Source organism: Desulfovibrio sp. ZJ200 (assembly GCF_011039095.1).
Classification (GTDB): domain Bacteria; phylum Desulfobacterota; class Desulfovibrionia; order Desulfovibrionales; family Desulfovibrionaceae; genus Desulfovibrio.
In genome coordinates, this window is sequence record NZ_JAAKEH010000007.1 from 62,030 (window position 1) to 75,048 (window position 13,019).

Annotated in this window: 9 protein-coding genes and 1 riboswitch; of the genes, 3 read left to right on the plus strand and 6 right to left on the minus strand. The window is 63.1% G+C overall.

Translation table 11 applies throughout. The features are described 5' to 3' along the window. The first annotated feature begins 119 nt into the window (after positions 1-119). Together G7Y52_RS03670 and sppA are read left to right on the plus strand one after the other, a co-directional pair. Positions 120-1,799 carry an AMP-binding protein gene (locus G7Y52_RS03670; protein WP_165066240.1) on the plus strand — a complete coding sequence of 560 codons (1,680 nt, stop codon included), beginning with the start codon at positions 120-122 and terminating at the stop codon, positions 1,797-1,799. A 73-nt stretch (positions 1,800-1,872) separates the two neighbouring features. Continuing rightward, positions 1,873-2,943, plus strand: coding sequence for a signal peptide peptidase SppA (gene sppA, locus G7Y52_RS03675; RefSeq protein WP_165066243.1), 1,071 nt, complete (start codon positions 1,873-1,875; stop codon positions 2,941-2,943). A 116-nt stretch (positions 2,944-3,059) separates the two neighbouring features. Here the strand turns inward: sppA and G7Y52_RS03680 are convergent, their stop codons facing one another. After that, the gene (locus G7Y52_RS03680; protein ID WP_165066246.1) at positions 3,060-4,772 is read right to left on the minus strand and encodes a 30S ribosomal protein S1; all 1,713 of its coding nucleotides are present in this window, start codon (positions 4,770-4,772) and stop codon (positions 3,060-3,062) included. A gap of 175 nt (positions 4,773-4,947) precedes the next feature. Beyond that, positions 4,948-5,169: riboswitch (cobalamin riboswitch) on the plus strand. A 40-nt stretch (positions 5,170-5,209) separates the two neighbouring features. On the opposite strand from G7Y52_RS03680, the gene G7Y52_RS03685 reads away from it, so the two are divergent. After that, on the plus strand, positions 5,210-6,109 hold the full coding sequence (locus G7Y52_RS03685; protein ID WP_165066249.1) for a sirohydrochlorin cobaltochelatase: 900 nt from the start codon (positions 5,210-5,212) through the stop codon (positions 6,107-6,109). Positions 6,110-6,245: 136 nt separating this feature from the next. On the opposite strand, the gene G7Y52_RS03690 is transcribed toward G7Y52_RS03685, so the two are convergent. The 5 genes from G7Y52_RS03690 to G7Y52_RS03710 form a co-directional block, all read right to left on the minus strand. Next, entirely contained in the window at positions 6,246-7,532 is a 1,287-nt protein-coding gene (locus tag G7Y52_RS03690; RefSeq protein WP_165066252.1) for a phenylacetate--CoA ligase, read from the minus strand. Between the two features lie 462 nt (positions 7,533-7,994). Next, a complete protein-coding gene (locus G7Y52_RS03695; protein ID WP_165066255.1) occupies positions 7,995-8,438 on the minus strand; it encodes a helix-turn-helix transcriptional regulator in 444 nt (147 codons plus the stop codon). A 210-nt stretch (positions 8,439-8,648) separates the two neighbouring features. Further along, the gene (locus tag G7Y52_RS03700) at positions 8,649-8,906 is read right to left on the minus strand and encodes a hypothetical protein (protein WP_165066258.1); all 258 of its coding nucleotides are present in this window, start codon (positions 8,904-8,906) and stop codon (positions 8,649-8,651) included. Next, positions 8,840-12,091, minus strand: a complete 3,252-nt coding sequence (locus G7Y52_RS03705) for a UvrD-helicase domain-containing protein (protein ID WP_165066262.1) — start codon at positions 12,089-12,091, stop codon at positions 8,840-8,842. Before G7Y52_RS03705 ends, G7Y52_RS03700 begins: the two co-directional genes overlap by 67 nt. Positions 12,092-12,099: 8 nt before the next feature. Continuing rightward, entirely contained in the window at positions 12,100-12,951 is an 852-nt protein-coding gene (locus G7Y52_RS03710) for an N-6 DNA methylase (protein WP_241159579.1), read from the minus strand. Positions 12,952-13,019: the final 68 nt, after the last annotated feature.

Here is a 13,019-nt window from a genome sequence, read left to right on the forward strand (position 1 = left end):
GCGCCGCCCGACGCGCCCGATGCCACCGGGCTGATCTCCGCGCGGATCGGTCGCGTGCGAAGGTATCCACGATTTTTTTTCAACGGCACGCCGCACGGCGGGCAAACAGAGAGACGCAAATGGACGAAAAAGTACGCGAACGGCAGGCCTTGTTTGAACTGCGCGAACGGACCCTGGGGCAGATTCTGGACGAAACCGTGGCCCGTTTTCCCGAACGCGAGGCCGTGGTCTATGCCGATCGCGACTACCGCCAGACCTGGCGCGAATTCGCCGACGTGGTGGATCAGTTCGCCAAGGGCCTTATGGCGCTCGGAGTGCAGAAAGGCGAAAAAGTGGCGGTCTGGGCCACCAATGTGCCCTACTGGGTGGCCTTGCAGTTTGCCACGGCCAAGATCGGAGCCGTGCTGCTCACGGTGAACACCAATTACCGGGAGCATGAGCTGCGCTATCTGCTCACCCAGTCCGAATGCGAAAACATTTTTCTGATCGACAGCCTGCGCGATCACGACTACATCGACACGCTCTACAAGATAGCGCCCGAATTGCGGGTGCAGGCGCGCGACGCCTTTGTCTGCAAGAGCCTGCCGCATTTGAAGCGGGTCTGCTTTCTGGGCGCGGAAAAGCACCGCGGCATGTATTCCGTGCCGGAAATCCTGGCCCTGTCCGTGATGGTGGATGACGCGGAATACCAGGCCCGACAGGCTTCCCTGAACCCCTGGGACGTGATCAACATGCAGTACACCTCGGGCACCACGGGCTTTCCGCGCGGCGTGATGCTGACCCATGTGGGCGTGGGCCTCAACGGCTACTGGATCGGCCGCCATCAGGGCTTCACGGAACAGGACCGCCTCTGCCTGCCCGTGCCGCTTTTTCACTGTTACGGCTGCGTGCTGGGCGTTTCGGCCTGCGTCAACCACGGGACCTGCATGGTCATCCTGGAATCCTACAACCCCCTGAAAGTGCTGGCCGCCGTGGACGGGGAGCGTTGTACCGCGCTCTACGGCGTGCCCACCATGTTTCTGGCCGAACTGGAGCACAAGCTTTTCAAGCGTTTCGACGTTTCCAGCCTGCGCACCGGGATCATGGCCGGTTCGGTCTGCCCGGAACCGCTCATGCGCCGGGTTGTGGAAGACATGTACATGAAGGAGATCACCATCTGTTACGGCCTGACCGAAGCCTCGCCGGTGATGACCCAGTCGGACATTCACGATTCCCTGCCCGTGCGCTGCGAAACCGTGGGCTGCGCCATGCCGGGCATTGAAGTGCGCGTGGGCGATCCCGAAACCTGCGAGGAGCTGCCGCGCGGCGAAGTGGGCGAAATCCTCTGCCGGGGCTACAATGTCATGAAGGGCTATTATAAAATGCCCGAGGAAACGGCCAGGGCCATCAGCCCGGAGGGCTGGCTGCACTCCGGCGATCTGGGTGTCATGGACGAGCACGGCTATGTGCGGGTCACCGGCCGGATCAAGGACATGATCATCCGCGGCGGCGAAAACGTCTACCCCCGCGAGGTGGAGGAATTTCTGCTCCAGATGCCCGGCGTGCTTGATGTGCAGGTGGTGGCCGTGCCCAGCCGCAAATACGGCGAAGAAGTCGGGGCTTTTGTGATTCCCAGGCCCGGCGTGGAGCTGCTGCCCGAAGATGTGCGCGACTTTTGCAGGGGTAAAATCTCCAGGTTCAAGATTCCCAAATATATTGCTCTGGTGAACGGCTTTCCGCTGACGGCCAGCGGCAAAATCCAGAAATACAAACTGCGGGAGATAGCCGCCGAACGCTGGCCCGAGGCCATGGAAAAATAAACTGCCCGCAGGGGCAGAAGCGCCCGCCGCGACTTCCTCTTTTCTCCGGAGCGGTTCTGTAGTACATTTTTGCATGAGCAACGAACAGTCTCCCCTTGCTTCCGACGGCAAATCCCCTGCCGCAGCGCCCGGCCACCAGGCGGTTGCGGCCGCGGCCCAGGACGCCACGCCCGGCGCGGGCTGCGCCGCGGTCTGCCCTTTGGCGCAAATCCCGACGCCGGTCTGGAAAAGCCTGTTGCGCCGGCCTTTCCGCAAGCGGCATCCTTTTCTCTTTTGGAGCGGCGCCATCCTGCTGACGCTGATCTGCCTGTTCTTTTTCAGCAGGGACGAGACCGGCCGCAGCCTGTTCAGCGGCGGCGACCGTCTGGCCCTGGTCACGTTGCGCGGCCCGATCATGGACGTGGCGCCCACTCTGGCCTGGATTCGCAAAATCGAACGTGATCCCAGTGTAAAGGGCGTGCTGCTGCGCGTGGATTCGCCCGGCGGCGGGGCCGCCGCCTCGCAGGAAGTGTATGCTGCCCTGGCCCGCGTGGCAAAAAAACGGCCCGTGGCGGTGAGCATGGGCTCCATGGCCGCCTCGGGCGGCCTGATGGTCAGCATGGCCGGAAAGCGGATTTTCGCCAATCCCTCCACGGTCACCGGCTCCATAGGCGTGCGCATGGACATCCCGCAGTTGCAGGGCTTGCTGGGCAAGATCGGCGTGGGCCAGGAAACGCTGGTCACCGCGCCGTATAAGAACGCCGGTTCCTATCTGCATCCGCTCTCGCCCGAAGACAGAGCCTATTTTGAGGGCGTGCTCAGGGACATGCACGAGCAGTTCGTGGATATTGTGGCCCAGGGCCGGGCCATGCCGCGCGAGCGCGCCGCTGCATTGGCCAACGGCAAGATTTTTACCGGCCGGGAAGCCCTGAAGCTGGGACTGGTCGACGAAATGGGCGGTCAGGAGGCCGCCGTGCGCTGGCTGGCCGGGCATACCGGCGTGCCGGCAGATCGCAAGCTGCTGCGCCGGCCCGAAAAAAATTCCTGGCTCACGGCCGGCCTGAAATCCTGGTTCGGCCTGGATCTTGCGGCCATGGCCGCTCTTTCCGGCCTCAACGCCACGGGCAGCGGATGGCGTGCCCCGGCCTTTCTCTATCAGTTCTGAGCGAATTTCGAGGAAAAGCCTCCTGAGCCGGGAGCTACGTCATCCGGTGCAGGGCAGTTGCAGACAAAAAGGGCATCCTTGCGGATGCCCTTTCAAATCCAGCATACAGCAACAGGTTAGCTGTTTTCGTTTTCTTCCAGCTTCTGCTTGAGCAGATCGCCCAGGCTTTGCCCGGCTTCCTGCGGCCCGGAATGAAATTCCTTGGGCTTGCGGCGTTCCTCTTCATCCTTGATCTGCTTGATGGAAAGGCCCAGGCGGCGCTCCTCGGCGCTGACATGGATGACCTTGGCCTGAATCTGATCGCCTTCCTTGTAGATTTCCGCCGGGGTCTTGACCTTCTTGCTGGAAAGCTCGGAAACGTGCACCAGACCTTCGATGCCTTCCTCAACTTCCACAAACAGGCCGAAATCCGTGATATTGGTCACAGTGCCCTTGACGGTGCAGCCCACGGGATAGGTGGCCGGCACATGGCCCCAGGGGTCATCCACCAGTTGCTTGATGCCCAGGGTGAACTTTTCATTTTCCTGATCCACGGTGAGCACCTTGGCCTGCACCGTATCGCCCACCTTGAACATCTCATTGGGATGGCGCACCTTTTTGGTCCAGGAAATGTCCGAGACGTGGATCAGACCGTCAATGCCGTCCTCAATGCCGATGAACATGCCAAATTCGGTGATGTTCTTGATCACGCCTTCAAGCACGGTGCCTTCGGGGTATCTTTCGGCCACCAGCTCCCAGGGATTGGGCCGGACCTGCTTCATGCCCAGGCTGATGCGCTTCTTCTCGCCGTCCACGCCCAGAATGACCACATCCACTTCGTCGCCGGTGTGAACCATCTGGGAGGGGTGGCGCAACTTGCGCGTCCAGGACATTTCAGAGATATGCACCAGGCCTTCCACGCCGGGCTCCAGTTCCACAAACGCGCCGTAGTCCACCAGGTTGGTGACTTTGCCCGTGCATTTGGCCCCTTCGGGGAAGCGCGCGGAGATGTCCTGCCAGGGATCGGGCACCAATTGCTTGAGGCCCAGGGAAACTTTGTTGGTCTCGCGATCAAAGGAAAGCACCTTGAGGGTCAGCTCCTGGCCCATGGTGATCATTTCCTTGGGATGACGGATGCGCTTCCAGCTCATATCCGTGATATGCAAAAGGCCGTCCAGACCGCCGAGGTCCACGAACACGCCGTACTCGGTGATGTTCTTGGCCTTGCCCTGGACAATCTGGCCTTCCTCAAGGGTGCGCAGCAGCTCCTGACGCTTGGAGTCGCGCTCCTCTTCCAGGAGCACGCGGCGGGAGACAATCACGTTGCTGCGGCGGCGGTTGATCTTGAGCACGCGGAATTCAAATTCCTGGTTCACCAGGGCGTCCATGTCAGGCACAGGGCGCAGATCCACATGCGAACCGGGCAAAAACGCCTCGACCCCGCCGATGTCCACAGTGTAGCCGCCCTTGATGCGGCGCACGATGTGGCCCTTGATGACCCTGTTGTTTTCCTGCACGTCTTCAAGCTGGTCAAAGACCTGCATGCGCTTGGCTTTTTCAAAGGAGAGGGTGATGGTGCCGTCCATTTCATTCTTGCGCACCACATACACGTCCACCCTGTCGCCCACGCTGACGGTCATGTTGCCCGCCGGATCCCTGAACTCGGCCGCGGGGATCTGCCCCTCGGACTTGAAGTTCACATCCACCAGCACATTGTCGTCATCCACGCGGACAATCTCGCCTTTGGTGATAGAGCCTTCCTCAAGGTCGCCGAAGTCGGGATTGAGATAGTTTTCAAGGGCGCTTTCAAAATTTATTTCATTGTCGTGCCCGGTTTCCGAACCTGCCATATTCCTTGCCTCCAAATAAATTCCCCTCGGAGAGAGGGAGAAAAATTATCAAAAACAACGGAAAAGCACAAGATCTAATTGCCGACAGCCTAAGGCAGATATATCTAAACTATTAAGTGCAATAATTTTGTAATGTTATCTTAAGCGATGGGAAGAGCCGCTTCGGCGGCGGACTTGACTTTTGCGGCGCGCGGGTGTTCCGTACACGCGGAACGCGGGGAATTCCGTGCAAGTCGGAAACAGTCGCGCTGCGGTAAGAGGGTACAAAGCTTCTTTGATCCCGCCGGATCATGACAGCCAGTCGCATATATGATGCGGTGAAGGCGAAGCCGAGGCGCGGGGCGCAGGCCCCCATATCCCTCAAGTCCGAAGACCCGCCATCGCGGTTTTGCCGCGCCTTCATAAACCCTGTTCAACGCGTTATTGAGGAGGTTGCCATGAGGCAGGTTTGCCTGCGCGCTTTTCTGCTTTCCGTAGTTATGCTGGCCGGTCTGGCCTTTGTCGCCCAGGCCGCGGAAAAAGCCCCCAAAGAAGGACTGTTGCTGGTGGCCTTCGGCACCAGCGTGCCCGAGGCCCTGCCCGCGTTCAAAGCCGTGGATCGCTCCTTCCGCCAGGCCTTTCCGGGATGCCCCGTGGTCTGGGCCTACACTTCGCAGATCATCCGCCGCAAACTGGCCGGCGAAGGCCGCCCTGTGGGCGGCATCAGTGATGGCCTGGCCAGGCTTGCCGCGGACGGCGTGAAGGTGGCGCGCGTGCAGCCCCTGCATGTGATGCCCGGCGAGGAATTTACGGCCCTGGAGCGGGCCGTGCTCATTGATCTGCAAAAGCATCCCGGTCGCTTTGAGGCTGTCTGCCTGGGCCGCCCCCTTCTTGAATCGCGCCAGGACGCGCTGGAAGTGGCCCGGGCCGTGCTGGAGAACATGGGCGGCAAGCGCCGCCAGCATGAAGCACTGGTGCTCATGGGCCACGGCCAGGCTCACGGCCGGGCGGATCTGGTCTTTGAAGGCACGCGCGCTCTGTTCAGGGAAAATGACCCCCTGGTCTTCATGGCCACGGTGGAAGGCGCGCGCGGCTTTGAGGATCTGCTTGCCGAGCTCAAGGCGCACAAGGTCAAAAAAGTATGGCTGCAACCGCTCATGCTGGTGGCCGGCGACCATGCGCGCAACGATCTGAGCGGCCACGACGAAGACTCCTGGGCTTCCAGGCTCAAGGCAGCCGGTTTTCAGGTGGAAAGCGAGCTCAAAGGCCTGGGCGAAGTGGCCGGCGTGCGCAAGGTATATGTGCGTCACGCCAGGGAAAGCGCGGATGATCTGACCAAAGAACCCAGGAAGCAATAAACCGCAGGGCTGACCCTGCAACAGGAGAGCGTTTTGCTGCGTTGGCAAAACGCTCTCCGGCGCGCGCCGCGCGCGGGCATACGGGCGGCGGCAGGCCGAGACCCGCTGCGCAACCGCCGGCGGGCCCGGCGGCGGGTCAGCGCGTGTCGATGACCCGCTTGGATTTGCTGAAGGTGCGCGGCAGGCTGGCGTAATCCGCCACCTTCACCTCCATGCGGGCCAAAATGGCCTTGTGCAGCCGCCGCGCAAGAGCTTCGGCCAGGGCCGCATCCCCGCCGGATGTCCGGTTCTGGGCGCGCTCCACCGTCAGGGTCAGATGATCCAGACTGCGCTCGTCCCGGCTCAAGGCTATCTGATATTCGCCTCCCAGCTCGGGGAAGGCATTGATCACTTCCATGATCTGCCCGGGATAGATGTTCACGCCCCGGTAGATGATCATGTCGTCCGAACGGCCCAGGATGCGATCATGGCGGGGCATGTTCAGGCCGCAGGCGCACGGGCCGGGCAGCAGGCGGGTCAGATCATGGGTGCGGTAGCGCAGCAGGGGCACGGCCTCTTTGCACAGGCTGGTGACCACCATTTCGCCTGTTTCGCCCACCGGGACAGGCTTCAGGGTGGCCGGGTCCAGCACTTCGATGATGAAAAGATCCGCCCAATAATGCAGGCCCGTATGCGCGTCGCAGTCAATGGCCGTGCCCGGGCCGTACATTTCGGTCATGCCCGCGATGTCGTAACTGCCTTCCAGGCCCAGCTTGCTCTCAATGGCCAGACGCATTTTCTCGCTGCGCGTCTCGGCGCCGCAGATCATTTTGCGCAGCCTGATTTCATCGCGCAGCCCGGCGCGCTCCACTTCCTCGGCCAGCAAAAGGGCCATGGAAGCCGTGGCCCCGAAACAGGTGGCCCCCATATCCCGCAAGAGTTGCAAATGCATTTCCAGGTTGCCGGGCCCCACCGGGATGGTCAGCATGCCGAAGCGCTCGCTGCCGAGCTGAAAGCCGGCCCCGGCGGTCCACAGGCCGTAGCCCACGGCCACCTGCATACGGTCCTCGGGCGTCAGACCCGCCAACTCATAACAACGGGCCATCTGCAGGCTGAAGGTCTCGATATCGCGGCGGCTGTACGCCAGAATCTTGCGCTTGCCCGTTGTTCCGCTGGAGGCGTGGATGCGCACCACCTCCCTGGGCGGCACGCAGAGCAGGGGCAAAGGATAGCCCTGGCGCAGATCTTCCACGTCCGAGGTGGGCAAAAGGCGCAAGTCATCCAGGCTGCGGATGTCATCGGGCTGCGCGCCGCAACTGTCCAGGCGGGCGCGGTATTGCGACGAATTGCGGGCCTGGCGCAGCGTATAGCGCAGGCCTTGCAGTTGCTTTTCGCGGATCTGTTCGTCAGTGAGCTGCGGTATGAAACGGCGGGCTGTCTGCATCTGGCCCTTCCTTGATTGCCTGTTGCGGTTGCGGGCGCTCTGCGCCTGCCTGTGGTGTAGTGCAATCCGACATATCCCGCAAGGGCGGCAGATCAAGGGACGCCGCAGACGCGCCCGGCCGCGCCCTGTAGAAAAAGTCCTGCTCGGGATACAATCCCCCAAGCTCAATCCCGGCTCTTCCCAAGGCCTTTCCTCTCTCCAGGCCAAAGCACGGCGGCCATTGCCCCAGAGCGTCAGCCGCATATTGTTACTACTCTCCAAAATTATTCAGGAAAAAAGCGGTGTTTTTCCTGAATCCACACGGCCTGGCAGCGGATGCCGCTTTTGCGTCAGAAGAGCAATTTCAAAGGGAAACTGTTTTGAAATGCCCTGAGGCCGCATCGTTGCTGTCAATGCCCGTCAGGGCCGTTACTCTTGGCGCGTGCAACGAGCCCTGCGGCAGCAGTCGCCCGCCCCTGGAGGCTACGGCTGCCGCTCTCGCGGACCGACACTCTCTTCCAGCAGCAAGCACACCTTTTTCCACAAGCCTCTGTTTTCAGCGTAAAGATCCCGCCGTTCCTCCTCAAGGGCCGTCAGGCGTTTTTTCAGATCCGCGCACTGCGGGCAGAAACAATCCCGGCTCTCTTGCGGAGCGGCAGCCGCGGTCTGTTCCGCCTGATTCGCAGGGGGCAGGCGCGGGGCGAGCTTGTGCTCCGCTTCTCGGGAGGCGGATTCCGCGCCGGTCAGCAGCCAGTCAGGCGAAGCGCCTGTGAGGGCGCAGATTTTAAGAATAACGTCGGATTTGGGCAGATTTTCGCCCCGCTCATAAAAGCCCAGAGCGCCCTTGCTGATCTTGAGCCTGGCGGCGAATTTTTCCTGTGACTCCTTGCCGCGAGCCATTTTGATGCGTGAGCCGAGAGTGGTCATAGTGTCCTGCTTGCGCAAAAAGGAATATCCAGTCAAAAGGCTTCTTTTCTGATCAAACTGAAAAATAGAATATTTTTCTATTTTTTTGCTTGACTCAAACAGAAAATTAATCTAAAAATTGTTGGCCTCAGTTCAACTCTCCGAAACAAGAACTTATAGGTCTCACCGTAGAAAAGCAATGCGCTGATTGCGGTTCCGGTCGGGAAAACCTCATGCCGAAAGAGCGGCATGGCTGTTTGTATTCTTATGACAGGCGGGTCTTTTAGAGCAGATTACCTTTGACTTTTTATGAAAGTCAAAGGTGGCATTCAGGCGAAAAACGCGGTTTTCGCCTGAATGTACGCCGCGTTGCGGCGGCTGCCGCTTTCGCGTCAGCAGAGCATTTTCAAAGAGAAAATGCTCTAGAACAGCGAAAGATGCTCTTCCGACTTGCGTTTGTGGGGCATGAGCGTGCTTTGTCGGCAACATTCCCGGATGTGCGTCAGAAAGGGCGAAGGCGCAAGGCGCAGCTTTCTGCCGTAGAGTGTGCGGCTGTGGCTGTAGCTCACGAAGAGCGCCTGGGCGGCGCGGGTCAGGCCCACATAGAGCAGGCGGCGCTCTTCGGCCAGGGCCGCTTGCGCATTTTTTTCCGGCGCGGCATCCGCGCCTGATCCGTCGCGCGCTTCAAAGAGCACTTCCCGCCGCAAGGGCAGCAGGCCGCTCTCCAGACCCGGCAAAAAGACGGCCCTGAACTCCAGGCCCTTGGAGGCGTGCAGGGTCAGAATCTGCACCTGTTCCGCTCTGGCGCGCACCAGTTCGGCCTCTTGCAGCCAGGCCAGACGTTGCAGCAGCGTCTGCCAGTCGCCGCACTCCTGCCAAAGACGGCACAAGGCCCGCCAGGGGCGGCCCTGGCAAAAAAGCTCTCCGGCCCAGGCCTGTTCGCGCAGCCAGGGAAGCAGGGCCTGCGGTTTGGGCAACTGCCCCGCGGGAAAAGGCAGGGCCGCCCCGGCAGCCGCAGCCGGCGGCACTTGTTGCGGCAGAAAGGAAAGATCCGCACAGCCGCACGCGGCCGCGGCCAGGGTCAGCAGGCGCGCGCAGGCCGGATCTTCCCAAAATTCTGCCTGGGAAGGCACGGAACAGGGAATCCCTGCCTGCTCCAGAGCCGCGCGCAAGGGCGGGATTTGGGCCTTGAGCCGTACCAGCACGGCCACTTCGCCCGGCGACAGACTGTTGTCCAGCTCTGTGCCGCCTTCGCGCTTTTGCGCCTGATCCAAGAGTGTGTGGGCCGTGGCTCCCAACAGGCGCTGCACGCGCCCGGCCAGCCAACGGGCTTCGGCCCGCTCGTCCGGCGCGGCAAACAATTGCAGTTGCGCCCGCAAGGGGCGCGCGGCGCGCAGCAACCCGCATTGCCCGCGCCCCTGCAACAGCTTCCCGGCCATATCCAGCACGCCCTGACTGGCCCGGAAACTCTGCCCCAGCCTGTGCACCGTGAGCGTGGGCCAGCAGGCCCGCAAACTTGCCTCGCTCTGCCCCGCAGCGCCGCGAAAGCCGTAAATGGCCTGATCCGGATCGCCGATGCCAAAAAATCCCCGCCCGTCAGAGGGCAGCAAAGCCCGGATCAGCGCAAGCTGCACGGGCGAGAGATCCTGCACCTCATCCACCAGCACATGCCGCCAGCGGCCCGCGCAAGCGCGCTCCTGCCACCATTCCAGAAGATCGGCATAGTCCACATAGCGCATGGCCGCGTTTGCCCGCTTGCGTTCAGCATAACGGGCCGCGGCCTCGGCCGGGGCTCCGGTGAGCGGTCGGCCGGTTTCGCGGGCCAGGGCCAGATCATCCCACAGCGCCCGCGCCTGACGGGCCGAAAGCCCGGCGTTGGCCGCCTGAAAGAGGCGCATGGCCGCGTCCTCGCCCAGCAGAAGACAGTGCGGATCGGCCGCGCGCAGTTCGCCCCAGGCAAGCCCGTGCAGCGTGTCGCAGCGCGGCAGATGATCCCGCAGCTCCGGCAGGGCCGCGCCCAGCCGCTCGCGCAGCTCCCCGGCGGCGCGGCGGGTAAAGGTCACGGCCAGAAGGTTTTGCGGCTCCTCCCCTTCTGCCAGCAGCCATTGCATCCGGCCAATCAAAACGCGGGTCTTGCCCGCTCCCGGCCCGGCCAGAACCAGCGCGGGCCCGGGCCCGGAGCGCAAGGCCGCCTCCTGCTCGGCGGAAAAAGCGGCGGGCGGGCTTTGTTCCGCAACGGAGCCGGGCTGCCCTGACGCCTTGCCCAGACCCGGCAGGGGCAAGGTGTTTTTTCTCGTATGGGCGCGCGGGCCGCTTTGGGGTTGCGCCGGTGCCCCGCCGCTTCGGCCCAGGCCCGGCAAGGCCCGGCCGCCGCGCACGTCCGGCAATTCCTCGGGCCTGAAGACGCGGACCGTGCCGTACTGGCCGTCAAAACCGGCCTGACGCATGACCTGGCCGCGGCGCATACGGGCCACGGCTTCGCCCAAAGGCTCCCAGCGCGCGCGCAGATCCGCTTCCGGCAGGCGGCAGAGGATATCCAGCTCTGGCCCCAGATCGCGCAAAAGGCGGCTGTAGCGTTCCTGAACCTTGCGCGAGCCCGCGCCCGCGCCGAGAATCTCGCCCAGCACTTCCGGCAGGGGGATCAGGGGCCGGGCCTCGGGCTCATGGGGCAGCGCGGGCGGTTCCTCGCGGTCGGCCAGCTCCAGCACGCGGTGCAGCACGCCCACGGTCAGGGCCTTGCCGCAGACGGGGCAGATATTGCCGAGCGCCAGAGCCTCGCGCGGCTCCAGCGCCACATTGCAGGCCCGGTGCCCGTCCAGATGGTATTTGCCTTCTTCGGGGTAAAACTCCAGCGTGCCCAGAAAGCGGCAGGCCGCCTGCTCCCGCGCCTGCCGCCGGGCCGCGGCGCGCAGGGCCGCGAACATGCCCGCGTAGGAGGGCTGCCCGGCAAAGAGATTGGCTTCGCGGCCCAGATTGGGGCCGGAGTGGGCATCGGAATTGGAAATCAGGGCGTAGCCGTCCAGACGGCTGATCAGGCGGTTCATGGCCGGATCCGAGGAAAGGCCGGTTTCCAGAGCGAAAATATGTTCCGAAAGATCCGCGAAGCAGTCTTCCAGACGGTCAAAGCCCGACTTGGAGCCAAAGAGGGCAAACCACGGCGTCCAGACATGGGCGGGCACCAATACCGCCCCGGGCGCGGCTTCCAGCACGATTTCCAGCAGATCGCGGGAGTCCAGGCCCAGAATGGGCCGGCCGTCGGAGTGCAGATTGCCGATCTGCGCCAGTCGCCCGGAAATGCGATCCGCATCCTCCAGCGTGGGCGCAAAGAGCAGATTGTGCACCTTGCGCACCTTGCCGCCGCGCTTGTAAATGGAACTGATTTCAGCCTGCAGGCAAAACAGCGGCGACGTGCCGCCCTCATGCGCCCGGATTTGGCCGCCGTCGAGAAAATCCAGCCGCTCGGGCTCCACGTTCAGGCGGTACAGGCCGCTGGTTTCGTCAAAAACCAGTTGCTCGCGCAGCTCGGCCCGCCATTGCGGATGGGTGAAATCGCCGGTCCCCAGCACGTCAATGCCCTTGCAGGCGGCCCAGGCCGCCAGATGCCGGGGATTGAGCAGCTTGCTGGTGGCTCTGGAAAAACGCGAGTGGATGTGCAGATCCGCAATGAAATTCATCTCTGTCCTCACGAGTCTGTTGTGACGCCGGCAGCCAGCCAGGGGCAGAAACGCAGGGCCTGCGCGGACCAGATTGCCGCCTGCGCCCCGGTCTTTGTGGCGCGGCGCGCTTTTGCCCCATGCAGGGTGAGCGGGCTTTCCAGACGCAGATCAGGGGCGGCGTTTTTGCGGGCCTCAACCAGAATACGCAAGGCCGGGGCCGAACTGCGCGCCCGCACGGGCAGAATCCGGCGCAGGCCCAGACGCGCCCGGTCGAGTTCCGCACAGAGCCGCGGCAGTTGCCGCGCGTCGAAAATACAGAAAAAACGGCCGTGATGGCGCAAGAGCTCGGCTGCGGCACGGCAAAAATCCGTCAGGGCCGCAGGGCCGCGCAGGGCGCGCTCCCGCAGGGATGAGGGCGAAGCCCTGCCCCGGCCCGGCAGGCCATAGGGCGGATTGGCCAGAACCAGATCCAGAGCGCCAGCCCTGAAGCCCTCGACCGCCACGCTCTGGCGCAGCGCCGCACGATCCGCAATATCCACGCGCGCGAAACGCAAACGCTCCTGACAGCCCAGCGCCGCGACATTCTGCCGGGCCGCGCGCAGCAGTTCCGCTTCGCGCTCCAGGCCCAAGCCGGTCAGCTCCGGGCAGCGCAGGGCCAGGCCCAGCAGAGCCGCGCCGCAGCCGCAGCCCAGCTCCGCCCCGCACAGCCCGGGCGCGGGAGCGTTGCCGCCATTTTTGACGCGGCTCTGGCACTGCCCGGCCGCAAAGGCGGCCAGCAACAGGGCATCCAGCCCGAAGCGCAAAGCTCCGACGGGCTGCGCAAGACCGCGCGGAAAACGCGCGCGTGCGGCGTTGATTTCGCTGATGTGCCTGATCACAAGATGTTACGCGCAACGTCCTGTTTCACATCCGGCGGGCGCAGGGCCGCAAGGCCACAACACGCTTG

Bases quoted from the DNA above. Each gene is read 5' to 3' on its own strand.
- sppA (WP_165066243.1), top strand. From the start codon at position 1,873: ATGAGCAACGAACAGTCTCCCCTTGCTTCCGACGGCAAATCCCCTGCC.
- G7Y52_RS03695 (WP_165066255.1), bottom strand. From the start codon at position 8,438: ATGACCACTCTCGGCTCACGCATCAAAATGGCTCGCGGCAAGGAGTCA.
- G7Y52_RS03690 (WP_165066252.1), bottom strand. From the start codon at position 7,532: ATGCAGACAGCCCGCCGTTTCATACCGCAGCTCACTGACGAACAGATC.
- G7Y52_RS03700 (WP_165066258.1), bottom strand. From the start codon at position 8,906: ATGTTGCCGACAAAGCACGCTCATGCCCCACAAACGCAAGTCGGAAGA.
- G7Y52_RS03705 (WP_165066262.1), bottom strand. From the start codon at position 12,091: ATGAATTTCATTGCGGATCTGCACATCCACTCGCGTTTTTCCAGAGCC.
- G7Y52_RS03680 (WP_165066246.1), bottom strand. From the start codon at position 4,772: ATGGCAGGTTCGGAAACCGGGCACGACAATGAAATAAATTTTGAAAGC.
- G7Y52_RS03670 (WP_165066240.1), top strand. From the start codon at position 120: ATGGACGAAAAAGTACGCGAACGGCAGGCCTTGTTTGAACTGCGCGAA.
- G7Y52_RS03685 (WP_165066249.1), top strand. From the start codon at position 5,210: ATGAGGCAGGTTTGCCTGCGCGCTTTTCTGCTTTCCGTAGTTATGCTG.